The 24,238-nt window shown below is 62.1% G+C and carries 23 protein-coding genes; 10 read left to right on the plus strand and 13 right to left on the minus strand.

Annotated elements, in window-relative coordinates:
- Positions 1–97 precede the first annotated feature (97 nt).
- Entirely contained in the window at positions 98–1,306 is a 1,209-nt protein-coding gene (locus CAF79_RS04785; RefSeq protein WP_085696872.1) for an AlgP family protein, read from the plus strand.
- Here CAF79_RS04785 and CAF79_RS04790 read toward each other — a convergent pair.
- Positions 1,303–1,764, minus strand: coding sequence for a TIGR02444 family protein (locus CAF79_RS04790; protein WP_085696873.1), 462 nt, complete (start codon positions 1,762–1,764; stop codon positions 1,303–1,305). The genes CAF79_RS04785 and CAF79_RS04790 overlap by 4 nt on opposite strands.
- Positions 1,765–1,814: 50 nt before the next feature.
- On the opposite strand from CAF79_RS04790, the gene CAF79_RS04795 reads away from it, so the two are divergent.
- From CAF79_RS04795 to CAF79_RS04805, 3 genes are all read left to right on the plus strand, one after another.
- Positions 1,815–3,725, plus strand: coding sequence for an ATP-binding cassette domain-containing protein (locus CAF79_RS04795; RefSeq protein ID WP_085696874.1), 1,911 nt, complete (start codon positions 1,815–1,817; stop codon positions 3,723–3,725).
- Entirely contained in the window at positions 3,725–4,306 is a 582-nt protein-coding gene (locus CAF79_RS04800; protein WP_011336505.1) for a mechanosensitive ion channel family protein, read from the plus strand. Before CAF79_RS04795 ends, CAF79_RS04800 begins: the two co-directional genes overlap by 1 nt.
- A 115-nt stretch (positions 4,307–4,421) precedes the next feature.
- A complete protein-coding gene (locus CAF79_RS04805; protein ID WP_064600316.1) occupies positions 4,422–5,054 on the plus strand; it encodes a LysE family transporter in 633 nt (210 codons plus the stop codon).
- Between the two features lie 60 nt (positions 5,055–5,114).
- Here CAF79_RS04805 and CAF79_RS04810 read toward each other — a convergent pair whose 3' ends face one another.
- From CAF79_RS04810 to CAF79_RS04830, 5 genes are all read right to left on the minus strand, one after another.
- Complete coding sequence (locus tag CAF79_RS04810) at positions 5,115–5,858, minus strand: penicillin-binding protein activator LpoB (RefSeq protein WP_085696875.1); 744 nt, start codon at positions 5,856–5,858, stop codon at positions 5,115–5,117.
- Positions 5,859–5,861: 3 nt separating this feature from the next.
- On the minus strand, positions 5,862–6,449 hold the full coding sequence (gene lpoB / locus CAF79_RS04815) for a penicillin-binding protein activator LpoB (RefSeq protein WP_085696876.1): 588 nt from the start codon (positions 6,447–6,449) through the stop codon (positions 5,862–5,864).
- Positions 6,450–6,485: 36 nt separating this feature from the next.
- Positions 6,486–6,860 carry a YcfL family protein gene (locus CAF79_RS04820; RefSeq protein ID WP_085696877.1) on the minus strand — a complete coding sequence of 125 codons (375 nt, stop codon included), beginning with the start codon at positions 6,858–6,860 and terminating at the stop codon, positions 6,486–6,488.
- A gap of 15 nt (positions 6,861–6,875) precedes the next feature.
- Positions 6,876–8,270 carry a COG3014 family protein gene (locus CAF79_RS04825; RefSeq protein ID WP_085606055.1) on the minus strand — a complete coding sequence of 465 codons (1,395 nt, stop codon included), beginning with the start codon at positions 8,268–8,270 and terminating at the stop codon, positions 6,876–6,878.
- Between the two features lie 202 nt (positions 8,271–8,472).
- Positions 8,473–9,846 carry a COG3014 family protein gene (locus CAF79_RS04830; protein WP_085696878.1) on the minus strand — a complete coding sequence of 458 codons (1,374 nt, stop codon included), beginning with the start codon at positions 9,844–9,846 and terminating at the stop codon, positions 8,473–8,475.
- Positions 9,847–9,997: 151 nt separating this feature from the next.
- Here CAF79_RS04830 and CAF79_RS04835 point away from each other — a divergent pair, with 151 nt between their 5' ends.
- Together CAF79_RS04835 and CAF79_RS04840 are read left to right on the plus strand one after the other, a co-directional pair.
- On the plus strand, positions 9,998–11,893 hold the full coding sequence (locus tag CAF79_RS04835) for an FTR1 family protein (protein WP_085696879.1): 1,896 nt from the start codon (positions 9,998–10,000) through the stop codon (positions 11,891–11,893).
- 4 nt (positions 11,894–11,897) lie between these two features.
- Positions 11,898–12,353, plus strand: coding sequence for a YaiI/YqxD family protein (locus CAF79_RS04840; protein ID WP_085696946.1), 456 nt, complete (start codon positions 11,898–11,900; stop codon positions 12,351–12,353).
- 139 nt (positions 12,354–12,492) lie between these two features.
- Here the strand turns inward: CAF79_RS04840 and elbB are convergent, their stop codons facing one another.
- Positions 12,493–13,161 carry an isoprenoid biosynthesis glyoxalase ElbB gene (gene elbB / locus CAF79_RS04845; protein ID WP_085696880.1) on the minus strand — a complete coding sequence of 223 codons (669 nt, stop codon included), beginning with the start codon at positions 13,159–13,161 and terminating at the stop codon, positions 12,493–12,495.
- A 115-nt stretch (positions 13,162–13,276) separates the two neighbouring features.
- Between elbB and CAF79_RS04850 the strand changes: the two genes are divergently transcribed.
- A complete protein-coding gene (locus CAF79_RS04850) occupies positions 13,277–14,512 on the plus strand; it encodes a sterol desaturase family protein (RefSeq protein ID WP_085696881.1) in 1,236 nt (411 codons plus the stop codon).
- On the opposite strand, the gene CAF79_RS04855 is transcribed toward CAF79_RS04850, so the two are convergent.
- Positions 14,493–15,149, minus strand: coding sequence for a DedA family protein (locus tag CAF79_RS04855; protein ID WP_085696882.1), 657 nt, complete (start codon positions 15,147–15,149; stop codon positions 14,493–14,495). The two genes, CAF79_RS04850 and CAF79_RS04855, sit on opposite strands and share 20 nt — an antisense overlap.
- Before the next feature lie 208 nt (positions 15,150–15,357).
- Here CAF79_RS04855 and hemB point away from each other — a divergent pair, with 208 nt between their 5' ends.
- The gene (hemB, locus tag CAF79_RS04860) at positions 15,358–16,371 is read left to right on the plus strand and encodes a porphobilinogen synthase (RefSeq protein WP_085696883.1); all 1,014 of its coding nucleotides are present in this window, start codon (positions 15,358–15,360) and stop codon (positions 16,369–16,371) included.
- A gap of 18 nt (positions 16,372–16,389) precedes the next feature.
- Positions 16,390–18,615, plus strand: a complete 2,226-nt coding sequence (gene ppk1 / locus CAF79_RS04865) for a polyphosphate kinase 1 (RefSeq protein WP_085696884.1) — start codon at positions 16,390–16,392, stop codon at positions 18,613–18,615.
- Positions 18,616–18,682: 67 nt separating this feature from the next.
- Here the strand turns inward: ppk1 and ppx are convergent, their stop codons facing one another.
- The 5 genes from ppx to CAF79_RS04890 all read right to left on the minus strand — a co-directional run bounded on the left by ppx (position 18,683) and on the right by CAF79_RS04890 (position 23,214).
- Positions 18,683–20,185: an exopolyphosphatase gene (ppx, locus tag CAF79_RS04870; protein WP_085696885.1), complete on the minus strand. Its 1,503-nt coding sequence runs from the start codon at positions 20,183–20,185 to the stop codon at positions 18,683–18,685.
- 170 nt (positions 20,186–20,355) lie between these two features.
- Complete coding sequence (locus tag CAF79_RS04875) at positions 20,356–21,093, minus strand: amino acid ABC transporter ATP-binding protein (RefSeq protein ID WP_011336491.1); 738 nt, start codon at positions 21,091–21,093, stop codon at positions 20,356–20,358.
- Entirely contained in the window at positions 21,080–21,730 is a 651-nt protein-coding gene (locus tag CAF79_RS04880; protein WP_085696886.1) for an amino acid ABC transporter permease, read from the minus strand. The genes CAF79_RS04875 and CAF79_RS04880 overlap by 14 nt, the downstream gene beginning before the upstream one ends.
- Positions 21,727–22,407, minus strand: a complete 681-nt coding sequence (locus CAF79_RS04885) for an amino acid ABC transporter permease (protein ID WP_085696887.1) — start codon at positions 22,405–22,407, stop codon at positions 21,727–21,729. Before CAF79_RS04885 ends, CAF79_RS04880 begins: the two co-directional genes overlap by 4 nt.
- Before the next feature lie 21 nt (positions 22,408–22,428).
- Positions 22,429–23,214 (minus strand): transporter substrate-binding domain-containing protein, encoded by a 786-nt coding sequence (locus CAF79_RS04890; RefSeq protein WP_085696888.1) that lies wholly within the window; start codon positions 23,212–23,214, stop codon positions 22,429–22,431.
- A 256-nt stretch (positions 23,215–23,470) separates the two neighbouring features.
- Here CAF79_RS04890 and CAF79_RS04895 point away from each other — a divergent pair, with 256 nt between their 5' ends.
- On the plus strand, positions 23,471–24,178 hold the full coding sequence (locus CAF79_RS04895) for a FadR/GntR family transcriptional regulator (RefSeq protein ID WP_007951828.1): 708 nt from the start codon (positions 23,471–23,473) through the stop codon (positions 24,176–24,178).
- Positions 24,179–24,238 lie beyond the last annotated feature (60 nt).

Below are 24,238 nucleotides of genomic sequence, written 5' to 3' on the forward strand. Positions count from 1 at the left end.
CTGCAACCGAGTGCTTTCGATACTGTCAACATGCCCTAGCGGCGGTAGCAGCAGAGGTCTAGTATGAGCCGCACTCACGTCAGCCAGGAGGTAAACCATGTCGGCCACCAAGAAGCCTGTAAACACTCCGTTGCATTTACTCCAACAACTCTCGGGCAGCTTGCTCGAGCATCTGGAAAACGCTTGCTCCCAAGCCTTGGCTGATGCTGAAAAACTGCTCGCCAAACTGGAAAAGCAGCGCGGCAAGGCACAAGAAAAGCTGCACAAATCCCGCACCAAATTGCAGGACGCAGCAGCGGCCGGTAAAGCCAAGGCGCAGACCAAGGCCAAGGCTGCCGTGAAGGAACTCGAAGATCTGCTTGATGCCCTGAAGGAGCGTCAGTCCGATACCCGCAGCTACATTCTGCAACTCAAGCGCGATGCCCAGGAAAGCCTGAAACTGGCCCAGGGTGTCGGTCGTGTTCAAGAGGCCGTCGGCAAGGCGTTGTCCCTGCGTTCGGCCAAACCGGCAGCGGCGCCTGCGAAAAAAGCGGCTGCCAAACCTGCTGCAAAAGCACCGGTCAAAGCCCCTGCAAAAGCGCCAGTGAAAGCCGCTGCAAAACCAGCCGCGAAGAAACCTGCAGCCGCCAGCGCTGCTAAACCTGCGGCCAAAACCACAGCAGCCAAACCAGCGACTTCCAAACCAGCTGCTGCCAAGCCGGCTGCTGCAAAACCAGCTGCCAAACCTGCGGCGAAAACCGCTGCTGCGAAGGCCGCTCCGGCAAGCACTGCCGCTGCGAAACCTGCTGCCAAGCCAGCCACCAAAGTGGCTGCAAAGCCGGCAGCAAAACCAGCCGCTAAAGCCGCTGCCAAACCAGCCGCCAAAACTGCTGCTGCCAAGCCTGCGGCGAAAACCGCTGCCAAGCCTGCTGCGAAACCTGCTGCCAAAGCGGCGGCGAAACCTGCGGCAAAAGCTGCGGCAAAACCCGCTGCCAAACCAGCCGTCAAACCGGCTGCCGCCGCGAAGCCTGCAACCACCGCAGCCAAGCCAGCACCCGCTGCCAAACCGGCCGCCAAGCCAGCAGCGAAACCTGCTGCAAAACCTGCGGTGAAAAAACCTGCCGCTGCCAAGCCAGCTGCCGCCAAGCCAGCAGCAAAACCAGCTGCAGCAAAACCTGCCACTGCGCCTGCTGCCAAACCTGCCGCACCGGCAACCCCGGCTCCGACTGCAGCACCGGCACCGGCCGCCACTACCTCGACCACCGCAACCACGCCATCCCCGGCGCCGGTGTCGAGCGTCACCAGCAATCCGTCCAGCGCTTCCTAAGCGCCGGTCGCCGCGACGCGCAGCACTTGCAGCGCGTCGCGGTTCAGGTTGGCCGCCGGGCCGGCCAGCACGTTCAGCCAGTCACTCGATTCCTTGGAGTCACGCTTCCAGCCTTGCGCGGCGCCTTCAAGTCGCGACAGCAGTGCACGCTCCGCCTCCAGCTCCAGTCCCTTGATCTGCTCGCGCATGCCCTTGAGCACCGGATCGGTGTCGGCCAGGGTTTTCCACTGCGTGCGCAATGCGCGTAACGGCTGGACCACTTCCCGGTCCCAGGGCTCTGTCAGTTCTACAAGCTGCCGGGCGCGCACCTCGTCACAGGTCACATCGCGTTGTTCCAGCCATAAGCCGCATAGCATCAGGCACACGTTGGCTCCCGCCGATTGCAGGCGCAGGCAGGCATCCTCCACGCCAGGACGGGCGTAGACGGCAAGGGCAAAGCTCCACAGGTCAGAGGACATCGTGCTACTCGCGCCAGTTGCGGGGGAAGCTGGTAGACTCCGCCGCCATTATGATCCGACTTCAGAACCTGACTTTACAGCGTGGCCCGCAACGTCTGCTAGAAGACGCCGAGCTGACCCTGCACGCCGGCCAGAAAGCCGGCCTCATCGGTGCCAACGGCGCCGGCAAATCCAGCCTGTTCGCCTTGCTCCGCGGTGAGTTGCACCCGGACTCGGGCGACTGTCTGCTGCCGGCCGACTGGCGTATCGCCCACATGCGCCAGGAGGTCGATACGCTCGAACGCCTGGCGGTCGACTATGTGCTCGACGGTGACCTGCGTCTGCGCCAAGTGCAGCGCGAGCTCGCGGCAGCCGAAGAGGCCCACGACGGCACCGCGCTGGCGCGCCTGCACGCCGAACTCGACAGCGCCAATGGTTACACCGCCGATGCGCGAGCGCGCAAGTTGCTCGCCGGGCTCGGTTTCACCAACGAGCAGATGGATCGTCAGGTGGGAGATTTCTCCGGTGGCTGGCGGATGCGTCTGAACCTTGCGCAGGCTTTGATGTGCCCATCAGACTTGCTGCTGCTCGACGAACCGACCAACCACTTGGATCTCGACGCCATCATCTGGCTCGAAGAGTGGCTGAAAAGTTACCCCGGCACCTTGCTGCTGATTTCCCACGACCGGGATTTCCTCGATGAAGTGGTCGATCATGTGGCCCACGTCGATCAGCGCAAGCTGACGCTCTACCGTGGCGGCTACACCGCGTTCGAGCGCGCCCGTGCCGAACGTCTGGCCCAGCAACAACAGGCCTACGAGAAGCAGCAGGCGCAACGTGCGCACATGGAAAGCTACATCGCCCGCTTCAAGGCCCAGGCCACCAAGGCCCGTCAGGCTCAGAGCCGGATCAAGGCGCTGGAACGCATGGAAGAGCTGTCGGCGGCCCACGTCGATTCGCCGTTCGACTTCGTGTTTCGCGAGTCGACCAAGATCTCCAGCCCGCTGATCGACCTGTCTGATGCGCGCCTGGGTTATGGCGAGAAAACCGTGCTGGAGAAGGTCAAGCTGCAACTGACCCCCGGCGCGCGAATCGGCTTGCTCGGCCCCAACGGTGCAGGCAAGTCCACGCTGATCAAGAACCTCGCCGGTGAACTCGAACCACTGGCCGGGCGCCTGACTCGCGGTGAGAACACTGTGGTCGGCTACTTCGCCCAGCATCAGCTCGACTCTCTGGATGCCAAGGCCAGCCCGTTGCTGCACTTGCAGCGTCTGGCGCCAACCGAGCGCGAGCAGACCCTGCGCGACTTCCTCGGTGGTTTCGACTTCCGCGGTGCGCGGATCGACGAGCCGGTGCTGAATTTCTCCGGTGGCGAAAAGGCCCGTTTGGCCCTGGCGCTGATCGCCTGGGAACGGCCGAACCTGTTGCTGCTCGACGAACCGACCAACCACCTGGATCTGGAAATGCGCCTGGCGCTGACCATGGCGTTGCAGGAATTCAGTGGTGCGGTGCTGGTGGTTTCCCACGATCGGCATCTGCTCAAGAGCACCACCGACAACTTCTTCCTGGTCGCGGACGGCAAGGTCGAAGAGTTCGACGGCGATATCGAGGATTACGCTCGTTGGCTGGTCGAATACCGCCAGCGCAACGCCCCGGTCAGCAACACGCCGGTCAATCCGGACAAGACTGACAAGAAGGCCCAGCGTCAGGCCGCCGCTGCGTTGCGTCAGCAACTGGCGCCGCACAAGCGCGAGGCTGACAAGCTCGAAGCCGAGCTCGGCAAGCTGCACGAGAAGCTGGCGAAGGTCGATGCCAGCCTTGGCGACAGCGACATCTACGAGCCGGCGCGCAAGAGCGAATTGCGTGACCTGCTGGCCGAGCAGGCCAAGCTGAAAGTCCGCGAAGGCGAACTTGAAGAAGCGTGGATGCAAGCCCTGGAAACGCTGGAAAGCATGCAGGCGGAGCTGGAGGCGTTGTCCTGATGGAAGCCTTCAAACTTCCATTGCCGGCCATGTGGGTCGAGCCGATCTGGCTCGGCGTGCAGATTCTGCTGATCCTGCTGGCCGGCTACTTCGCCCAGCGTGTCGTCGCCCGATTCCTGACCCGCCTGGGCGAGAAGTATCCGTTCCCGCCGCAGCTGCTGATGCCGCTGCGCGGCGGTCTGCGCTGGCTGATCATGGGCAGTGCGCTGATCTTCGTGCTGGAACGCCTTGGAGTCTCGGCCACGGTGCTCTGGACTGCGTTGTCGGGCTTCGTCGCGGTGGCGGCGGTGGCCTTTTTCGCGATGTGGAGCGTGCTGTCGAACCTGCTCTGCGCAATTCTGATCTTCACCGTCGGTCCGTTTCGTCTCGGCGACGTGGTCGAACTGGTGGACACCACCGACAAGCCCGGCGTCAAAGGTCGGGTGGTAGCGATCAATCTGCTCTACACCACCTTGATCGAAGCCGAAGAACTCGGCACCGGCAGCGCCATGGTGCAAGTGCCCAACAGCCTGTTCTTCCAGCGTTCGGTGCGACGCTGGCGCGGCACGGATGTGTTCCCTTCCAGCGGTTTCGAAAAGTGATCGCGCGCCGGCCGCGTTGGTCGGCGGCCGCAACATCCTGCAAAAAATCGGTAGTCATCCAGCCAAATCCGCATTAGCTTTGAGGATTGTCACGAGTCCGAAGTCGAGGTGTGCGATGGAGCTTCAAACATGGCTGGCGTTTTTTGCCGCCTGCTGGGTGATCAGCCTTTCTCCGGGTGCCGGCGCCATTGCGTCGATGTCCAGCGGCCTGCAGTACGGTTTCTGGCGCGGCTACTGGAATGCCCTGGGCCTGCAGATCGGCCTGGCTGTGCAGATCGCCATCGTCGGCGCCGGTGTCGGCGCGATTCTCACCGCTTCGGCCACCGCGTTCCACGCGATCAAATGGTTCGGTGTCGCCTACCTGGTTTATCTGGCGATCAAGCAGTGGCGCGCACTGCCGATGGACATGAGTGACGACGCGGCGGTCCGGCCGATCGGCAAACCGCTGGCCCTGGTGTTCCGTGGCTTTCTGGTGAACATCAGCAACCCCAAGGCCCTGGTGTTCATGCTGGCGGTGCTGCCGCAGTTCATCAATCCGCATGCGCCGCTGTTGATCCAGTACGTGGTGATCGGCGTGACCATGATTGCGGTCGACCTGATCGTCATGGCCGGCTACACCGGTCTGGCTTCGAAGGTGCTGCGCCTGTTGCGCACACCGACTCAGCAGAGACGCATGAACCGCACGTTTGCCGGGCTGTTCATTGGCGCCGCGGCGTTCATGGCGACGTTGCGCAAAGCTGCTGCGTAAAGCGTACAGGCACAAAAAAGGCGACCTTTGCAGGTCGCCTTTTTCGTTTCCGACTGTTAATCAGCGCAGAATCACTGGCGCCGTATCACGCGGCAGATTGTTACGTTGCTGCGGCTCACGCGGCTGCTCGTAACCGCCACCGCCGAGCTGCATGCTCAGTTGCCCGGCCACGTCTTCGCCCAGCGCCTTCGACACGTCACGCACCACCCGCGGGCGGTTGAGCGAGATCTTGATGTCGCGGTGGTTCACCAGTTTGGTGTCCTGCGCTTCACCCATCGCCGTGAACGCCGAGGTGATTTCGTAGGTCTTGGTGTTGATCAGGCTGAAGTCAGCCACCAGCGTCAGGCCCAGCACGGCGGAGTAGCTGTCGGTGTTCGCCAGCTCGTTCACGTCCTGGGTGAAGTCGATGTCCGATACAGTGCCGAACAGCACGTAATCGGCACCCTTGAAGTTGCCGGCCTTGATCCGCTTGATCACGTCGTAGACGTCACCTTTGGAGGACGCGGTGTACGGCGTGCCCTGCACCAGCTGGAACATGCCGGTACGCAGGATTTCACCCTTGATGTCACCGGTGAATTTACGCAGTTCGGTCTGTTCGATGTAGCTGGTGGTGGCTTCGAGCTCGTTGTAGCTCGAAGACCCACTGGCGCTGTAATAACCTTCGCGGTAATTGTTCTGTGCCGAAACGATGTGGATGTATTGCTCCACACGTTCCTGGTACGCCAGATCCGTCACCGCGACTTTCGGGGCCGCCTGCACGCTGAACGCGCAAGCCAGGGCCATCATGCCAATCCATGCGCGCATCGATTAACGCTCCGTGGTTTTGCGGATCTCTTTTTCGTCCATCCACTCCGCCAGACCGCTTTCAACGTCGATCAGTTGCAGGCTGAATTTGTAGAAGACGTCCTTGTAGTCGCTGCTGCGCTTGACGATCGAGCTGATCGAACCTTCAAGACGGTATTTGGCGGCGATCATGTTGCCAGTCTTGGCCACGGTGCTCTTCTTGTACAGGCCGCTCTGATTTTGCAGCTTGAGCTGGTCGACCTGGCTCTGCATCGCATTGTTGTCGCTGGCGAAGCGGGCGGTGCCGGACTTCATCAGCTGGGTCTTGATGCTGGTGGTGATTTCGCGGGTGTCGATGTATTCGCTGGTCTTGTTCTTCACGTCGTAGACCTGCACCACAGGGCGACCCTGCAGGATGCCGGACTGGGCCAGCGAACGGGTCATCGATTCGGCGATCATCTGCAGGTCGGTGGAGCCGAACTCGTTGGTCACGGTTTCAACGGCCTTGGTGTCGCCGTAGCTGATGTTCTTGCTGCCCAGGGTCGGCGAAGTGTTGGCGCAACCGGAGGCCAGCAGGGCGAGGACGGCGATGAAGGAAAAGCGTGCAAACATGGGAATGGTCTCTGAATCGGAAATAGGGTGTCGGGCTTAAGGCGTCTTGAGTTCCAGACGGAAGTCCACGGCTTTCGGCGTCGGGGCAATGCCCTGGATGAAGCTGGTCTGGGCGCCGTACATCATCTGGCTCTTCCAGACTTCTTCTTCGGCGATCGGGAACCCTTCCGGCCCGAGCCAGGCGAAGCGGTAGTAGAACGTCTTGTTGCTGTTGAGGGTGTTGCTCAACTGCACGTTGACGGTCATGAAACCGTTTTCGCGGGCCACGCGCATCGCGCCGACCACGATGTGTTTCTGCGGGCCCATGGCCACGACCTTGCTCGCGGCGCTGCCCGGCTCCGGCGGTGGCGGGGTGGCGCAGCCGCTCGCCAGAAGGGCGAAGGCGGCGACGGCGATGAGTTTGAGGCGCATGCAAAGACTCCGTTCTTAAGGTTGTTTGAGGCTGGCCACGGCGGTGGCGCCAGCGCTCGGGGTGACGTGGGCGGCGAGGCCGGCGGCGAACACCTGATTGCCGACGGCGCGCAGGGTGATCACCTGGTAACGCTGATCGACGGTCACCTTGACCTGAGAGCCCCCGACGGCGCTCGGCAGAGTAACCTGGTGCTCACCCTTTTTCAGGCGCAGACGGACCACTTGTGTGGTGTCCGGCAGGGTGCGCCACGTACGGGTATCGGCACCTTCGAGCACAGCTGAAGAAATACCGACCGCCAGACCGGCCAGCGGGTTGGTTTCGTTGATCTTCTTCTGCGCCACACCTTTGGTGATCGCGCGCACGGTGGTGCGCAGGATGATCCCCGGCATGTCATCGCGCAGCGCGCGGCGGGACATGGCGGTGGTGCTGTTCAGTGCGGTCAGGTCGACCTGCTGGCCATCGACGCCGATCTGCGCGAAGGTCGCGGTGGAGGTGTCAGGTTTGATGATCGGGAACGACAGCGGGGTGATCACTACGTTGTTGGAGATTGGCAGCGGCAACGGCACGCGGATCGAATCGCGGGCCGGCGCCAGACCGCTTTGCACCACGATCAGGATGTCGCTGTCGTCGCTCTTGACCGGCTTGTCGAGGTTGACCAGCGCCTGCTCCAGCAGCGGGGTGTTCGGGCGCAGCTCGGCAGCCTTGCGATAGCCCGGCGCAGCCAGGTCTTTCTCGCCCAGGGCTTCATAGACGAAACCGGCCAGGTAGTGGCTGAACGCACTCTGGTAGCTGTTTTTCAGGCCGACCACTTCCGGCGCGTCGAGGCTGGCGACCGGATAGCCCTGCAAGTCCTTGTATTCGGTCTTGATGCCTTCTTTTTCGGCTTCCTCTTCGCTCTTGAGGTATTCCTTGTCGCGCAGGTCGGCGATCACCGCTTCACGTTCGTGCGTCTTCTTGATTGCGGTACGGGCGCCGTCGAAATCATTGACTGCCAGCAGGTTCAGGGCCATCTGCGTGGTCAGCATGACTTTTTCGTAGTCATAGCCTTCGTAACGGCGCACCTTGTCGTTGACCAGGAAACTGCCGAACTGGGCCAGGTACTTGTCGGTGTCGAGCTTGACCGAGTCTTCCCACTTGCCCACCACCTGGTCGGCGCTGGTCCAGGCGTTCTGGCTGCCGGACAGATCGCCCTTGGCGCGCAGCAGTTCACCCTTTTCGAAGTAATAGAGCAGGTCCTTGTCCGGGCCGGTGTTGTTCTTTTCCAGCAGGGTCAGGGCGGCGTCGACGTTGCCGGTAGCCAGTTGCTGGTTGGTCTGGGCCAGTTCGGAATCGTAGTTGCGAAACGCCGAACAGCCGGACAGCAGGGTGACGGCGCTGAGCGCGATCAGAGTGGGAGCGCGGAATGCCATGGGGTACTTCTTCCATGAGTAGCGACAGCCTCGGGTGCGGGTCGGGCTGCTGGGACCGATCGACAGTGGCATTGGCCTCCTGCCAATTCCTCATAAAAAGAGGAGCTTTAATGCCGCATCGCGATAGCGCGGGCGCGGCATTATAAGCGGGCGATGCTGGCTATGTAATAGCTTTTTAATTGCACCGGTTAGTTAGGTGCCATTACTTATCCGGCAATCTGGCATTGCCGATTACGTTGGCGACATCTCTCAGAACTCGCAGGTTGACCAACTGGTGATCGCGGTCGATGCGCAGGATGACCGATGACGCTCCGGGCGCATTGGGCGCATTGAATCGATGATCGCCTTTCTTCAGTCGAATGCGTGCCACCAGTGTCTTGTCGGGGAGCGTGCGCCACGTTCGGGTATCGGCCTCCTCAAAGGGATCGTGCTCGGTGACGACCAGCGAGGCCTTGGCCGGATTGCGCTCGTTTTCCTGCGCCTGGGAAATGGCGGCCATGTTGGCGCGAAACATCGCCCGGGAAATGATCGCCGGCATGTCGTCGCGCAACGTACGGAATGCCATGTCGGTAACGCTGTTGATCATGGTCAGCCGCCGCTTGCGGCCATCCACCAGGATGTGGTCGAACGCCGGTGTGACGGTGTCCGGCACCAGAATGGGAAACGAGATCGGCGCGGTAATGACCAGATTTTCATTGAGCCGCACCGGTATCGGCACTGTTACCGAGCTGCGGGCCGGCGCCAGACCGCTCTGGACGACGATCAGAACATCGCTTTCATCATCCTTGGCCGGCGGTTTGTCGAGATTGCGCAACGCCTGTTCGAGGAAGGGCGTGTTTGGGCGCAACTCGATCGCCTGGCGATAACCCGGTGCGGCCAGATCCCGTTCACCCAGCGCTTCATAGGTGAACCCGGCCAGGTAATGGCTGAAAGCACTCTGGTAACCGTTTTTCAGTTCAATCACCGCCGGCGCATCCAGGGTGGTGACGGGATAGCCCTGCAGATCCTTGTATTGCACGACGATGCCTTGAGCTTTGGCCTGTTCCTCGAGCTCTTCATACTGGCGCTCCCGCTGACGGGCGATCAGTGCTTCACGTTCGTGGGTCTTCTTGATGTCTGCCCGGGCGCCGTCGAAATCACTTTCACCCAATTGGTTGAGGGCCATCTGTGTGGTCAGCATGACTTTTTCGTAGTCATAGCCTTCGTAGCGACTGAGCTTGTCGTTGACCAGCATGGTGCCCATTTCATAGGCAAACCGGTTGAGCAGCTTCATGGGTGCGGAAGGCACGGCTTCTTCGCGCTGGAACACCATCCGGTCGGCGCTGCGCCAGGCTTTCTGGCTCTGCGGGCGTGCGTTGGCGAAGCTGAGAATTGAACCCTTCTCGAAGTAGTAGAGCAGGTCCTTGTCTTCCCACGGGTTGTGCCACTCCAGCACATCCAGGGCGCCCTGATAGTCGCCGAGCATCAGCCGGTCGTTGGTTTGCTGCATTTCCAGGTCGTAATTGCGGTAAGCGGCGCATCCGCTAAGTAGCAGGAGCGTGCCGATTAACATCGGGAACAGCAGGCATTGGCGCATGGAGTGCAGCTCTTCCTTGAACAGTAAGGCGGGAGGTGTCGGATTATATGGGCGGGCGATGGCCAAGTGCCGGCGATTGGAGAGAAAGCTTGAGTCAGGCTCCCTCGACGTGAACAATATGTAACTTCGCATTTCCACTTGAGACTCATTCATGACTGCCGCGTCCCGATTTCTGGCCTGGCTGGTGTTCCCGTTGTGCGCGCTGAGCAGCTTCAATCTGCTGGCCGACACCGTGGAAGGCGCACCGCAAGCGCTGCACCTGCTCGATTACATCAGCGCCGATTACCCGCCGACGGTGCAGGCTGGCAAGGTCATCGACGACGGTGAATACCGCGAGCAGCTGGAATTCACCCAAGTGCTGCAAGGGCTGATCGCCGGCCTGCCGGCCAAACCTGAGAAGGCGGCGCTGGAACAGGGTGTCACTGCCTTGCACGCCGCCATCACGGCGAAACAGGACGGCGCGGACGTGGCCCGTCAGGCCCGGCAACTGGGGGCGAAACTGGCGGTGGCTTATGAAGTCAGCCAGGCCCCGATCATCACGCCTGATCCGACCCGTGGCGCGCCGCTCTACGCGCAAAACTGCTCGGTGTGCCACGGCGACACGGGTGCCGGTGACGGCCCGGCGGGTCTTGGCATGACCCCGGCGCCGGCCAATCTGCGCGACGCTGCGCGGATGGATCGCCTGAGTCTGTATGCGATCTACAGCACCCTCGGTCAGGGCGTCGAAGGCACTGACATGCCAGCCTTCGCCGATCAACTGGATGATCGTCAGCGCTGGGACCTGGCGACCTATATCGCACAGTTCAGCGCCGATCCGGCCACGGCCAAATCCGACAAGACCTACAACATCGCCGACCTTGCCCGTCAGACTCCGGCCGAAGTGCAGGCTGCCGAGGGCGCTGACGCCGCTGCGATCTTCCGCGTGCAACGGGCGCAGCCGCCACAAGTCAAGCGCGGCCCTGCGCAGTTGCTCGACTACACCGCCGCGACGCTGGACAAGAGCCTGGCGGCGTACCGTGCCGGTGAGCACGATCAAGCCTATGACCTGTCGGTGGCGGCGTATCTGGAAGGTTTCGAACTGGTCGAAAGCTCGCTGGACAACGTCGATGCCAACGTGCGTAAAGACACCGAAAAATCCCTGATGGCCTATCGGCAATCGCTGCAGGACGGTTTGCCGGTGGCGCAGGCCGAGCAGCGTCTGGACGCGGCCAAGGCCAAACTCAAGGAATCTGCCGGTCTGCTGGGCAGCGACGGTCTGAGCTGGTCGCTGAGCTACATTTCCGGCCTGCTGATTCTGCTGCGCGAAGGTCTGGAAGCGATTCTGGTGCTGGCGGCGATCCTCGCGTTCCTGCGCAACACCGGCCAGCAATCGGCGGTGCGCAGCGTCAACATCGGCTGGGGTCTGGCGCTGCTGGCGGGCCTTGGCACCTGGGCGCTGGCGGCGTATGTCATCGATGTCAGCGGCTCCCAGCGTGAACTGCTCGAAGGCGCCACGGCGCTGTTCGCCAGTGTCATGGTGTTGTGGCTTGGCGTGTGGATGCACGACCGTCGCCACGCGGCGGCCTGGCAGGATTACATCAAACAGAGCCTGGTCGGTGGCGGCGGGCGTTTCGGCTTCGCGATCCTGGCGTTCTTCTCGGTGTACCGCGAGCTGTTCGAAGTGATCCTGTTCTACGAAACCCTGTGGTTGCAGGCCGGTCCCGCCGGGCATAACGCGGTACTCGCCGGCGGCGCGACGGCGCTGGTGCTGCTGTTCGGTCTGGCATGGGTGATCCTGCGCGGTTCGGCAAAACTGCCACTGACGCTGTTCTTCAGCATCAACGCGGCGCTGCTCTGCGCGTTGTCGGTGGTATTCGCCGGCCACGGCGTGAAGGCGTTGCAGGAAGCCGGGATCTTCGGCACCCGGCCGGTGGCGTTCTTCGATTTCGACTGGCTGGGGATTCACGCCGATGCCTATTCGCTGACGGCGCAGGCCGTGGCGATTGCGGCGATCATCGTGCTCTACGGTCGCAGCCGGGTGGCGGAAAAGCGCCGGGTGGCGGCCTGAGATGATGCGCGTATGGATCGATGCCGACGCCTGCCCGAAGATGGCTAAAGAGCTGGTGGTGAAGTTTGCCCTCAAGCGCCGCTTCGAGGTGGTGCTGGTGGCGGGGCAGCCGCAGAGCAAACCGGCGCTGGCGATCGTCAAGCTGATCGTGGTGCCGAGTGGCCCGGATGCGGCGGATGATTATCTGGTGGAACACGCGGTGCCGGGCGAACTGGTGATCTGCAGCGACATCCCGCTGGCCGACCGGCTGGTGAAGAAGGGTGTGGCGGCGCTGGACCCGCGAGGCAAGGAGTTCGACGCGCAGAACATGGCTGAGCGGCTGGCGACGCGCAACCTGTTCACCGACTTGCGTGAACAGGGCCAGGTCAGCGGCGGCCCGGCGCCGTTCGGTGACCGCGAGAAGCAGGCGTTTGCCAACGCGCTGGATCGGATCCTCACCAGGCTCACCCGCAAAACCTGAACATTGATCGTTCCCACGCTCTGCGTGGTAATGCCTCTCGGGACGCTCCGCGTCCCAGCCTCACCGCCGTTGCAAGGCAGACGCGGAGCGTCCAAGGCTGCATTCCCACGCGGAGCGTGGGAACGATCGCTATCGCCGGTCAGGCGTCGTTTTCGTGGGTCAGCTCAAGCACCCGATCCACCAGCTTGTTAATCCCCGAAGCCGCCTCGCTGATCGTCTGCGCCAGCATGTACGCCGGGGTCGTCACCAGTTTGCGCGCCTTGTCTTCGATGATGTCGGTCACCGCACAGTCTTCGTGGGTGGCGCCCATCTTGTTCATGGCGGCGGCCGTGTCGGCATCGTTGCCGATGGTGCAGGTCACGCCCGGGCCATAGATTTTTGCGGCCAGCGCGGGCGAGATGCAGATCAGGCCGACAGGCTTGCCCGCTTCGGCAAAGGCTTCGGCCAGCGCCAGCACTTCCGGCTGTACGGTGCAGCCGGCGCCTTCGCTGGCGAAGTTCGACAGGTTCTTCGCTGCACCGAAACCGCCGGGCACGATCAGCGCATCGAAGTCCTCGACATCGGCCTCGCGCAGGTCCTTGACGTTGCCCCGGGCGATGCGTGCCGATTCCACCAGCACGTTGCGCGACTCGGGCATTTCTTCACCGGTCAGGTGGTTGATCACATGCAATTGCGCGATGTTCGGGGCGAAGCACTGCACCTGAGCGCCGCGCTGGTCGAGGCGCAGCAGGGTGATGACGCTCTCTTGGATCTCGGCGCCGTCGTACACGCCGCAACCGGACAAGATCACTGCAACTTTTTTGCTCATGGGTTTCTCTCCAGATTCATGGCGTTAAATGTCCACTAATTTGTCGCTCGTTGCCATAGGGTGCAGCCGCGGCTACACCTAGGATCTGTGCTACAGATTTCGACCAGGGCACGTCATGAACTTCATTCTGTATGCGGTGCCGTTTTTCTTCGTATTGATGGCGGCCGAACTCATCGCCGACCGCTGGCGCGGGGTGAGCAACTATCGCCTGGCCGATGCGGTGAACAGCATCAGCACCGGCGTGTTGTCGACCACCACCGGCCTGCTGACCAAGGGTGTTGGCCTGGTGACCTATGCGTTTGCCCTTGAGCATCTGGCGCTGGTCAGGTTGCCTGCGGACAGCGTCTGGGTGTGGGTGTTGGCCTTTGTTCTCTATGACTTCTGCTATTACTGGCTGCATCGCATGGGCCATGAACGCAACATCCTCTGGGCCGCGCATTCGGTGCATCACCAGAGCGAGGACTACAACCTTTCCACCGCCTTGCGCCAGACCAGCACCGGGTTTCTGCTGAGCTGGATTTTCTACCTGCCGATGGCGGTACTCGGTGTGCCGCTGCTGGTGTTCGTCAGTGTTGCGGCGCTGAATCTGCTGTATCAGTTCTGGGTCCACACCCGGCATATTCCCAAGCTCGGCTGGTTCGAGTGGTGCTTCGTCACGCCGTCCAATCATCGGGCCCACCATGCACAGAACGCTCTCTACATGGATCGCAACTACGGCGGGGTGTTCATTATTTGGGACCGTCTGTTCGGCTCGTTCCAGGAAGAGGACGACAATGAACCGGTGATTTTTGGCGTGACCACGCCGTTGGCGAGCTGGAATCCGTTGTGGGCCAACCTGCAGTTCTACGCGCAGCTGTGGGAGGACGCGCGTCGGGCCGAGCGCACGTGGGACAAAATTAGGATCTGGTTCATGCGCACCGGATGGCGTCCAGCGGACGTCGCGGCGAAGTACCCGATGAGCAAGCCGGACCTGCGTCAGTTCCGCAAATTCGAGGTGGCGCTGGACAGCCGTCGGCAGTGGTACGTGGGGTTGCAGTTCGGCGTGTACGTGGCGCTGGGCAGTTACCTGATGAATCTGGAACACAGTCTGTCCACCGCTGCATTGCTGCTTGGCTGGAGCGCGGTGGCGTTCGGTCTGTTCGTGTTGGGCGTGGCCCTGGAGAATCGCCCGTGGGCGGGAAGGCTGGAAGCGCTGCGGCTGGCATCGAACCTGCCGCTGGTGTGGCTGGCGCCGCTGGTCGGGCTGTGGCCGGCCAGCCCGGGGATATGGGTCGGCCTGCTCAGTTACAGCCTGCTCAGCGGCATCGGGCTGTATTGCTGCCGCCAGCGACTTACTCGGCTGGCGTCTTAGGGTCGGAAGCCTTGGCCATGTCGGCTTTGTGCTGTTCGGCCTTGGCCAGTTGCTCGGCCTGTTCTTCCTCGTAGACCTTTTTTGCCAGCCGGGCATTCTTGAACCGGCGGCGCAGCCACAGGCCCAGGCCGAGCACCAGCAGTGCGCCCAGTACCCACAACTCATACTTCTTGATGCTGCCGAGCATGCCTTCGAGCACAGCGCCGAAGTGGTAGGCGGCAGCGGCCAGGGCGGTGGCCCAGATCGCGGCGCCGATACCGTTGAGCAGCAGATAACGTCCCGGCGGATAGCCCGACAGGCCGATCGCCACTGGCATCACCGTGCGCAGGCCGTATACGAAGCGAAAGCTCAGGACCCAGATGTCCGGGTGCTTGCGGATGTGTTCCAGCGCGCGGTCGCCCATCATCTGCCAGCGCGGTTTGCGCGCCAGCAATTTGCGTCCGTGTTTGCGGCCCAGGAAGTACCACAGCTGATCCCCGGCATAGCTGCCGAAGAACGCCACGACCACCACCAGTTTGATGTCCATGTATTCACGGAACGCGAGGAAGCCCGCGAGCACCAGGATGGTTTCGCCTTCGAAAAACGTCCCGAGAAACAGGGCAAAGTAGCCGAAGTCATGCAGAAATTGTTGGAGCATTGTCTGGGTGCTGGCGAAATGAACGCGCAGCCTAACCCTTCGGACACATTCAGGAAAGTGTCGAAATGTGTCTCGACGTGAACATTTCCTACACGGACAATGGAAAGCGACTACCTGTCGCAGGGGTGCACATAACTGTCATACGACCGTCATAATGGCCATCTATAACTGTCACGCTCGCCGGTTTGCGCGGGCTCAGGAGTCTGCCGTGAGCTTTACCCCAGCCAACCGTTTGTTCCCTGCCACCCGCCTGCGTCGCAATCGCCGTGACGATTTTTCCCGGCGGCTGGTGCGTGAGAACGTGTTGACGGTCGATGACCTGATCCTGCCGGTGTTCGTGCTCGACGGTGAAAACCGCCGCGAAGCCGTGGCCTCGATGCCAGGTGTCGAGCGCCTGACCATCGACCTGCTGCTTGAAGAAGCGGCGAAATGGGTCGAACTGGGGATTCCGGCGCTGGCGCTGTTCCCGGTCACCCCGCCGGAGCTCAAATCCCTCGACGCCGCCGAAGCCTGGAATCCGCAAGGTATCGCCCAGCGCGCTACCCGCGCCCTGCGTGACCGATTCCCCGAGTTGGGCGTGATTACCGACGTTGCCCTCGACCCGTTCACCACTCACGGTCAGGACGGCATTCTCGATGAAGAAGGCTATGTGCAGAACGACATCACTGTCGATGCGCTGGTCAAGCAAGCCTTGTCTCATGCCGCTGCTGGCGCCCAGGTGGTTGCCCCGTCGGACATGATGGACGGCCGCATCCAGGCAATCCGCGAAGCGCTGGAGCTGGCCGGTCACGTCAATGTGCGGATCATGGCCTACTCGGCCAAGTACGCCAGCGCCTATTACGGCCCGTTCCGCGATGCGGTAGGTTCGGCCGCAAACCTGGGCAAGGCGAACAAGGCCTCCTATCAGATGGACCCGGCCAACAGCGACGAAGCGCTGCACGAAGTGGGCGCGGACTTGTCTGAAGGCGCGGACATGGTCATGGTCAAGCCCGGCATGCCGTACCTGGACATTTTGTTCCGGGTAAAAGATGCCTTCAAAGTGCCGACCTTCGTCTATCAGGTCAGCGGTGAATACGCCATGCACATGGCGGCGATCCAGAATGGCTGGTTGAGCGAAGGCGTGATCCTCGAATCCCTGACCGCCTTTAAACGTGCCGGCGCTGATGGCATCCTCACTTACTTTGCTGTCCGTGCCGCTCAATTGTTACGAGAGCAGAAATAGCCCTCCCAGGAACATTCGATGAATACCGAAGGACTCACTGAAGTTGCCGTAAAAGAAGCTCAACCCGTGGTCGAGCAGATTACCGAAACCCCGCCGGAACTGGAGCCTGCGCCACCCGCGCCGGCAACCGAGCCTGCCGCGGCGGCACCGGCGATCGCGATTCCCGGCCTGGATGACAGCAGCCTGTACATCCACCGTGAATTGTCGCAACTGCAGTTCAACATCCGCGTGCTGGAACAGGCGCTGGACGAGTCCTACCCGTTGCTGGAGCGGCTGAAGTTCCTGCTGATCTTCTCCAGCAACCTCGACGAATTCTTCGAGATCCGCGTCGCCGGCCTCAAGAAACAGATTACCTTCGCCCGTGAACAGGCCGGCGCTGACGGCCTGCAACCGCATCAGGCCCTGGCCCGCATCAGCGAGCTGGTGCACGGTCACGTGGACCGCCAGTACGCGATTCTCAACGACATTCTGTTGCCGGAGCTGGAAAAGCATCAGGTGCGCTTCATTCGTCGGCGCAACTGGACGACCAAGCTCAAGACCTGGGTCCGCCGCTATTTCCGCGACGAGATCGCGCCGATCATCACCCCGATCGGTCTCGACCCGACGCACCCGTTCCCGTTGCTGGTGAACAAGAGCCTGAACTTCATCGTCGAGCTCGAAGGTATCGACGCCTTCGGGCGCGATTCCGGTCTGGCGATCATCCCGGCGCCGCGCCTGCTGCCGCGGATCATCAAGGTGCCGGAAGAAGTCGGCGGCCCTGGTGACAACTATGTGTTCCTGTCGTCGATGATCCACGCTCACGCCGATGACCTGTTCCAGGGCATGAAGGTAAAAGGCTGCTACCAGTTCCGTCTGACCCGGAACGCCGACCTTGCGCTCGATTCCGAAGACGTCGAAGACCTGGCCCGCGCCCTGCGTGGCGAGTTGTTCTCCCGTCGTTACGGTGACGCCGTGCGCCTGGAGGTCGCCGACACTTGCCCGAAACACCTGTCGGACTACCTGCTCAAGCAGTTCAACCTGAGCGAGACCGAGCTGTACCAGGTCAACGGTCCGGTGAACCTGACGCGTCTGTTCAGCATCACCGGTCTGGACAGCCATCCGGAACTGCAATACACGCCGTTCACGCCGCAGATCCCGAAACTGCTGCAAAACAGCGAGAACATTTTCAGCGTGATCAGCAAGCAGGACATCCTGCTGCTGCACCCGTTCGAGTCGTTCACCCCGGTGGTCGACCTGCTGCGCCAGGCTGCCAAGGATCCGCATGTTCTGGCGGTGCGCCAGACCCTGTACCGTTCCGGCGCCAACTCGGAAATCGTCGATGCGCTGGTGGACGCCGCGCGTAACGGCAAGGAAGTGACGGCGGTCATCGAGCTGCGGGCGCGTTTCGACGAAGAATCCAACCTGCAACTGGCCAGCCGTCTGCAAGCGGCCGGTGCGGTGGTGATCTACGGCGTGGTCGGCTTCAAGACCCACGCCAAGATGATGCTGATCCTGCGTCGCGAGGCCGGCGAGATCGTGCGTTACGCGCACCTCGGCACCGGTAACTATCACGCCGGCAACGCCCGTCTGTACACCGACTACAGCCTGCTGACCTCGGACGATGCCTTGTGCGAAGACGTCGGCAAGCTGTTCAGCCAGTTGATCGGCATGGGCAAGACGCTGCGCATGAAGAAGCTGCTGCATGCGCCGTTCACCCTGAAGAAGGGCATGCTCGACATGATTACCCGCGAGACGCAATTTGCGCTCGACGGCAAACCGGCGCACATCATCGCCAAGTTCAACTCGCTGACCGATCCGAAGATCATCCGCGCGCTGTACAAGGCCAGCCAGTCCGGCGTGCGCATCGATCTGGTGGTGCGCGGCATGTGCTGCCTGCGTCCGGGCATCGCCGGGGTTTCGCACAACATTCACGTGCGCTCGATCATCGGCCGCTTCCTCGAGCACACCCGGGTGTTCTACTTCCTCAACGGTGGCGAGGAGCAGATGTTCCTCTCCAGCGCCGACTGGATGGAGCGCAACCTCGACAAGCGCGTCGAGACTTGCTTCCCGGTTGAGGGCAAGAAGCTGCTGACCCGGGTCAAGAAAGAGCTGGAGCTGTACCTGACCGACAACACCCACAGCTGGAGCCTGCAATCGGACGGCCGCTACATCCGCAACACGCCGACCGGCAACCAGAACCCGCGCAGTGCGCAGGCGACGTTGCTGGAGCGGTTGGGCAGCCCGATTCTGCCGGTGAGCAGCTGACCGCAGGTTTCAAAGAAATAAAAAAGGCGATCCATCCGGATCGCCTTTTTTGCGCCTGACTTGTCACTCAGTGAACGGTCAGAACAATCCCCACCCGCGTCAGCCATTCGGCTTCAAGCCCGAAATCGGCCTGGGTCAGCTGGTTTTCATCCAGCCAGTTTTCCGGGAATTCCACGTCGAGGTGGTTGCCGTTGGCATGCAGCGCAACCTGCGGCATCGCCTGGGTGCCACGAATGTGGTGGAACAGGATGGCGAAACGCAGTAGCACGCACAGACGGATCAGCTTGTCGCCGTCGTCGCCGAACTCGGCGAACTTGTCCTTGGGGATGTTGCGGCGGTGGCCGCGCACCAGCAGAGCGAGCATTTGCTGGTCTTCGCGGGAGAAGCCGGCGAGGTCCGAGTGCTCGATCAGGTAGGCACCGTGCTTGTGGTAGTGATAGTGAGCGATGTCGAGCCCGACTTCGTGCACTTTCGCCGCCCAGCCCAGCAGTTCGCGCCAGATGCCGTCGTCCAGCTCCCAATCCACGGCCACTTGATCGAAGGCGTGCAGGGCTTTGCGCTCGACCCGCGCGGCCTGTTCCAGGTCGACGTGGTAGCGCTCCATCAGCGAGGTCAGGGTGCGTTCGCGCACGTCTTCGTGGTGATGGCGGCCCAGCAGGTCGTACAGCACGCCTTCACGCAGTGCGCCTTCGCAGTGATCCATGCGTTGCAGTTCAAGAGCATCGAAGATCGCCTCGAGAATCGCCAGGCCCGCCGGGAAGATCGCGCGGCGGTCAGGCTTGATGCCTTCGAAATCGATCTTGTCGACATCGCCAAGCTTGAACAGGCGACGCTTGAGCCACGCCAGGCCTTCGGCGTTCACTTCGCCGGTGCCATGGCCGCCGGCTTTCAGCGCCAGGCCGATGGCGCGGATGGTGCCCGAGGAGCCGATGGCCTCATCCCAGGTCAGGCGGTGCAGGGCGTGTTCGATGCTCATGATTTCCAGGCGCGCCGCCGTGTACGCCTGGGCGTAGCGGGCCGGGGTGATCTTGCCGTCCTTGAAATAGCGCTGGGTGAAGCTCACGCAGCCCATTTGCAGGCTTTCGCGCAGTAGCGGTTCGAAACGCTGGCCAATGATGAATTCGGTGCTGCCGCCGCCGATGTCGGCGACCAGACGCTTGCCCGGTGTGTCGGCGAGGGTGTGGGACACGCCCAGGTAGATCAGGCGCGCCTCTTCACGACCGGAGATGACTTCCACCGGATGGCCGAGGATTTCTTCGGCGCGGCGGATGAATTCGCCACGGTTGCGCGCCTCACGCAGGGCGTTGGTGCCAACGATCCGCACGGCGCCCAGTGGCATGCCGTTGATCAGTTGGGCAAAGCGCTTGAGGCAGTCGAGCCCGCGCTGCATGGACTCTTCGTTGAGCTGACGCTCATCGTTGATGCCGGCGGCCAGTTGAACCTTTTCTCCGAGCCGCTCGAGAATGCGGATTTCACCGTTCTGGGCCTTGGCCACGACCATATGGAAGCTGTTGGAGCCCAGGTCGATCGCGGCGATCAGGGACAGATTCTTGGCTTGGGATTGGGGCATGGTCAGGGGGTCTCGGTCGATAACCCCGCCATCGTGCCACGATCAAACGCTGCCGCCAACGCGCAGGGTTCAAACCCTTGATTCAGCGCATAAAGTCAGTGACCGCTGCGCGGTCAATGACGCTGATCATTCCCACGCAAAGCGTGGGAATGATCGGGTAGCAGGCCGTTTCAGGCAGTTGCTTCCACAGTGCCAATGAAATTCGCCAGTTCCGGCGTCTGCGGATCGGCAAACAGCACTTTCGGATCGCCCACCTCGTGCACCTTGCCCTGATGCATGAACACCAGTTTGTCCCCGACCTCCCGGGCGAAGCGCATTTCGTGGGTGACCATGATCAGCGTCATGCCTTCCTTGGCGAGCTGGCGGACCACGCTGAGCACCTCGTTGACCAGCTCCGGGTCCAGCGCCGAGGTGATCTCGTCGCACAGCAGCACCTTCGGCGACATCGCCAGTGCCCGGGCAATCGCCACGCGCTGTTGCTGGCCGCCGGAGAGACGCTCCGGGAAGGCATCGAACTTCTCGCCCAGACCCACACGTTCCAGCATCCGTCGCGCGAGTTCTTGCGCCTTGGCCTTGGGCACTTTCTGCACCACTTGCGGCGCGAGCATCACGTTTTCGCCAACGGTCAGGTGCGGGAACAGGTTGAACTGCTGAAACACCATGCCGACTTTCTGCCGCAGACTGCGCAGGTCGGCGCGGGCAGCGTCGAGGTATTCGCCGTCGACTTCGATCACGCCGTCGTTGATCGATTCCAGGCCATTGAGGGTGCGCAGCAGGGTGGATTTGCCCGAGCCGCTGCGACCAATGATCGCCACCACCTGGCCTTCCTCGACGCTCAGGTCGATGCCTTTGAGCACATGGTGATCGCCGTAGTATTTATGCAGAGCGGAAATTCTAAGCAGAGGCATGCAGTCTCCTTTCCAGGTAGCGCGCACTGAGGGACAAGGGGTAGCAGAGCAGGAAGTAGCCCAGGGCGACGAGGCCGTAGACCATGAACGGTTCGAAGGTGGCGTTGGCGAGCATGCCGCCGGTCTTGGTCAGTTCGGTGAAGCCGATGATTGAGGTCACGGCGGTGCCCTTGACCACTTGCACCGAGAAGCCCACGGTCGGCGCCACGGCGATGCGCAGCGCCTGCGGCAGGATCACGTAGCGCAGTTGCTCCAGCGGATTGAGCGCCAGGCTCGACGACGCTTCCCACTGACCGTTGGGAATCGCCTCGACGCAGCCGCGCCAGATCTCCGCCAGATAGGCGCTGGTGAACAGCGTCAGGGCAATCGCCGCCGCCATCCACGGCGAAATCTCGACGCCGGCCAGTGCCACGCCGAAGAACACCAGAAACAGCTGCATCAACAGCGGCGTGCCCTGGAACAGTTCGATCCAGGTGCGGGCGATGCTGCTGGGCAGCGGGTTTTTCGAGATGCGCATGATCAGGATCAGCAACCCGACGACCCCGCCGCCGATGAACGCCACCAGCGACAACGCCAGCGTCCATTGCAGGCCGGTGAGCAGGTTGCGCAGGATGTCCCAGAACGTGAAGTCGCTCATTGGCTGCTCCTTGCGCTGCTTTTGGACAGGTAGCGCCGGCCGAGCCAGTTCAGTAACTGACGGATCAACAGCGCCATGCACAGATAAATGAGGGTGGTGAGGGCGTAGGTTTCAAAGGCGCGGAAGTTGCGCGACTGAATGAAGTTGGCGGCGAAGCTCAACTCCTCGGTGGCAATCTGCGAACACACCGCCGAACCGAGCATGACGATGATGATCTGGCTGCTCAGCGCCGGCCAGACCTTGCCCAGCGCCGGCAGCAGCACCACGTGACGGAACGCTTCGAAGCGGCTCATCGCCAATGCCGCCGCGGCTTCCAGCTGCCCGCGCGGAATTGCCTGGATGCCGGCGCGGATGATCTCGGTCGAATAGGCACCGAGGTTGATCACCATCGCCAGCACCGCCGCCTGCCACTCGGAAATCTGTACGCTGAGGGACGGCAGGCCGAAGAAAATGAAGAACAACTGCACCAGAAACGGCGTATTACGGATCAGCTCCACGTACACGCCGAAGATCGCCGAGAACGGACGGATCTTCCACGCCCGCACCAGCGCTCCGACGATGCCCACGCCAACCCCGAGCAGCGCGCCGATGGCCGTCAGCTCAAGGGTAAACAACGCCCCGCGCAGCAGCAGGTCGGTGTTTTCCACCACCGGCAAGAAATCGAACTGATAGGCCATTAAAGTCTCCCGCGGCGCCGGTCAGAGGTCGGCCGGCAGCGGCTCTTTGAGCCAGGTCTGCGCATTCTTTTCCAGCGCGCCGTCAGCCTTGGCAGTGGCCAGGATCTCGTTGACCTTGCCCAGCAGCGCCGGCTCGTTCTTGTTCACGCCGACGTAGACCGGCGAATCCTTGAGTTTCACTTTCAGCGCGGGGACGCGTTTCGGGTTCTTTTCGCTGATCGCGACCATCACCACGTTGCCGCTGGCGATCAGGTCGACTTGCCCTGCGAGGTAGGCGGCGATGGTCGAGTTGTTGTCTTCGAAGCGTTTGATGGTCACGCCTTCGGGAGCGACCTTGGTCAGCTCGATGTCTTCGATGGCGCCACGGGTGACGCTGATGGTCTTGCCCTTCAGGTCGTCGAGAGTGTTGACGGCTGCGTCCGGCGGACCGAACACGGCGAGGTAGAACGGCGCATAGGCGCGGGAAAAATCGATGACCTTCTCGCGCTCGGGGTTTTTGCCGAGGCTGGAAATCACCAGGTCAACCTTGCCGGTGGTCAGGAATGGAATGCGGTTGGTGCTGTTGACCGGGGTCAGTTCGAGTTTGACCTTGAGCTGCTCGGCCAGCAGTTTCGCAGTGTCGATATCGAGGCCGCGCGGCTTCATGTCCGGGCCGACCGAACCGAACGGCGGGAAGTCCTGAGGCACGGCGACTTTCAAGGTGCCGCGCTTGACCACGTCATCCAGACCGTCGGCATGGGCGGGGGCCTGGCTCAGCATCAGACCGGCAAACAGGGCGGCGAGGAGGGCGCTGTAACGCTTCGTCATGGACAATCTCCGGATCGGCGGGAAGTGAAATGTGCGATCGGACAGAGCATGGGCCGTGCCAAGACAGAGGTTCGGCCCCGCAAAGCCACGGGTTTAGCGGGTTTGTTCGGTCTTACTGGTCTGAACAGTCGGATCGGGTTTCGCACTGCGATAGCGCATCGACGCGCCCTGTCGAACCCCGCTGGGGCACGACTTGCCTGATGCCTCGAATAGCTTTACAACTGGCCGCACCTTGGCCTGGTTCGTCTGGAAAACCATGAACTCGATCTCCCGCGCCGTACCCGAAGTGGCGCTGCAAGCGATCCGCAAACTAATCACCGAGCAGGGCTTCGGCCCCGGCGATGCGCTGCCCTCGCAACGGGATCTGGCGGTTCAGTTGGGTGTCAGTCGCGCGTCGCTGCGTGAGGCGTTGTCGTCCTTGAGTGCGCTGGGCGTGGTCAGCATCCAGCCGGGCAAAGGCGTGTTCGTGCAGGCGCCGGTGGAATTGCCGCGCGGCGAGGGCGCGCCGGCGTGGCCGTTTGCAGCCCAGGCTTCGCCGCTGGAAATCTTTCAATTGCGCTATGCGCTGGAAGGGTTTGCGGCCGGTCTGGCGGCGGTGACGCTGAGCACGTTTGATCTGGACGAACTGGAAGACAACGTCGCGGCCATGCGCGAGCAGCTGCGCGCCGGCGACTTCGAGGCGGCGGCGAAACTGGATTTCGAATTTCACCGGCGGATCCTGCTGGCCAGCGGCAATCAGGCGATGCTGAGCATCCTTACCGCCAGTGCCGACATCTTTCTGGAGAGCCAGAAACTACCGTTCATCCGCGCCGAGCGGGCCATGGAAACCTGGCAGGAACACCGCAAGATCCTCCGCGCCCTGGCTCGCCGGGCCTCTGCCGCCGCGCAGAAAGCCATGCAGGAACACGTGCGCAACGCGGCCCTGCGCACCGGAATTTCCTTCATTGCCCCCGCCAGCGCGTGACTTGAGCTATACCCAAACTCATCGGGTGCCATAGCAAGACTCAATCATCTGCGGCTTCCT

The sequence above is a fragment of the Pseudomonas sp. B26(2017) genome (genome assembly GCF_002113045.1).
Classification (GTDB): domain Bacteria; phylum Pseudomonadota; class Gammaproteobacteria; order Pseudomonadales; family Pseudomonadaceae; genus Aquipseudomonas.

Excerpts from the sequence above, each read along its gene's own strand:
- CAF79_RS04785 (WP_085696872.1), top strand. The coding sequence starts at position 98 with ATGTCGGCCACCAAGAAGCCTGTAAACACTCCGTTGCATTTACTCCAA.
- CAF79_RS04790 (WP_085696873.1), bottom strand. The coding sequence starts at position 1,764 with ATGTCCTCTGACCTGTGGAGCTTTGCCCTTGCCGTCTACGCCCGTCCT.
- CAF79_RS04795 (WP_085696874.1), top strand. The coding sequence starts at position 1,815 with ATGATCCGACTTCAGAACCTGACTTTACAGCGTGGCCCGCAACGTCTG.
- CAF79_RS04800 (WP_011336505.1), top strand. The coding sequence starts at position 3,725 with ATGGAAGCCTTCAAACTTCCATTGCCGGCCATGTGGGTCGAGCCGATC.
- CAF79_RS04805 (WP_064600316.1), top strand. The coding sequence starts at position 4,422 with ATGGAGCTTCAAACATGGCTGGCGTTTTTTGCCGCCTGCTGGGTGATC.
- CAF79_RS04810 (WP_085696875.1), bottom strand. The coding sequence starts at position 5,858 with ATGCGCGCATGGATTGGCATGATGGCCCTGGCTTGCGCGTTCAGCGTG.
- lpoB (WP_085696876.1), bottom strand. The coding sequence starts at position 6,449 with ATGTTTGCACGCTTTTCCTTCATCGCCGTCCTCGCCCTGCTGGCCTCC.
- CAF79_RS04820 (WP_085696877.1), bottom strand. The coding sequence starts at position 6,860 with ATGCGCCTCAAACTCATCGCCGTCGCCGCCTTCGCCCTTCTGGCGAGC.
- CAF79_RS04825 (WP_085606055.1), bottom strand. The coding sequence starts at position 8,270 with ATGGCATTCCGCGCTCCCACTCTGATCGCGCTCAGCGCCGTCACCCTG.
- CAF79_RS04830 (WP_085696878.1), bottom strand. The coding sequence starts at position 9,846 with ATGCGCCAATGCCTGCTGTTCCCGATGTTAATCGGCACGCTCCTGCTA.
- CAF79_RS04835 (WP_085696879.1), top strand. The coding sequence starts at position 9,998 with ATGACTGCCGCGTCCCGATTTCTGGCCTGGCTGGTGTTCCCGTTGTGC.
- CAF79_RS04840 (WP_085696946.1), top strand. The coding sequence starts at position 11,898 with ATGCGCGTATGGATCGATGCCGACGCCTGCCCGAAGATGGCTAAAGAG.
- elbB (WP_085696880.1), bottom strand. The coding sequence starts at position 13,161 with ATGAGCAAAAAAGTTGCAGTGATCTTGTCCGGTTGCGGCGTGTACGAC.
- CAF79_RS04850 (WP_085696881.1), top strand. The coding sequence starts at position 13,277 with ATGAACTTCATTCTGTATGCGGTGCCGTTTTTCTTCGTATTGATGGCG.
- CAF79_RS04855 (WP_085696882.1), bottom strand. The coding sequence starts at position 15,149 with ATGCTCCAACAATTTCTGCATGACTTCGGCTACTTTGCCCTGTTTCTC.
- ppk1 (WP_085696884.1), top strand. The coding sequence starts at position 16,390 with ATGAATACCGAAGGACTCACTGAAGTTGCCGTAAAAGAAGCTCAACCC.
- ppx (WP_085696885.1), bottom strand. The coding sequence starts at position 20,185 with ATGCCCCAATCCCAAGCCAAGAATCTGTCCCTGATCGCCGCGATCGAC.
- CAF79_RS04875 (WP_011336491.1), bottom strand. The coding sequence starts at position 21,093 with ATGCCTCTGCTTAGAATTTCCGCTCTGCATAAATACTACGGCGATCAC.
- CAF79_RS04880 (WP_085696886.1), bottom strand. The coding sequence starts at position 21,730 with ATGAGCGACTTCACGTTCTGGGACATCCTGCGCAACCTGCTCACCGGC.
- CAF79_RS04885 (WP_085696887.1), bottom strand. The coding sequence starts at position 22,407 with ATGGCCTATCAGTTCGATTTCTTGCCGGTGGTGGAAAACACCGACCTG.
- CAF79_RS04890 (WP_085696888.1), bottom strand. The coding sequence starts at position 23,214 with ATGACGAAGCGTTACAGCGCCCTCCTCGCCGCCCTGTTTGCCGGTCTG.
- CAF79_RS04895 (WP_007951828.1), top strand. The coding sequence starts at position 23,471 with ATGAACTCGATCTCCCGCGCCGTACCCGAAGTGGCGCTGCAAGCGATC.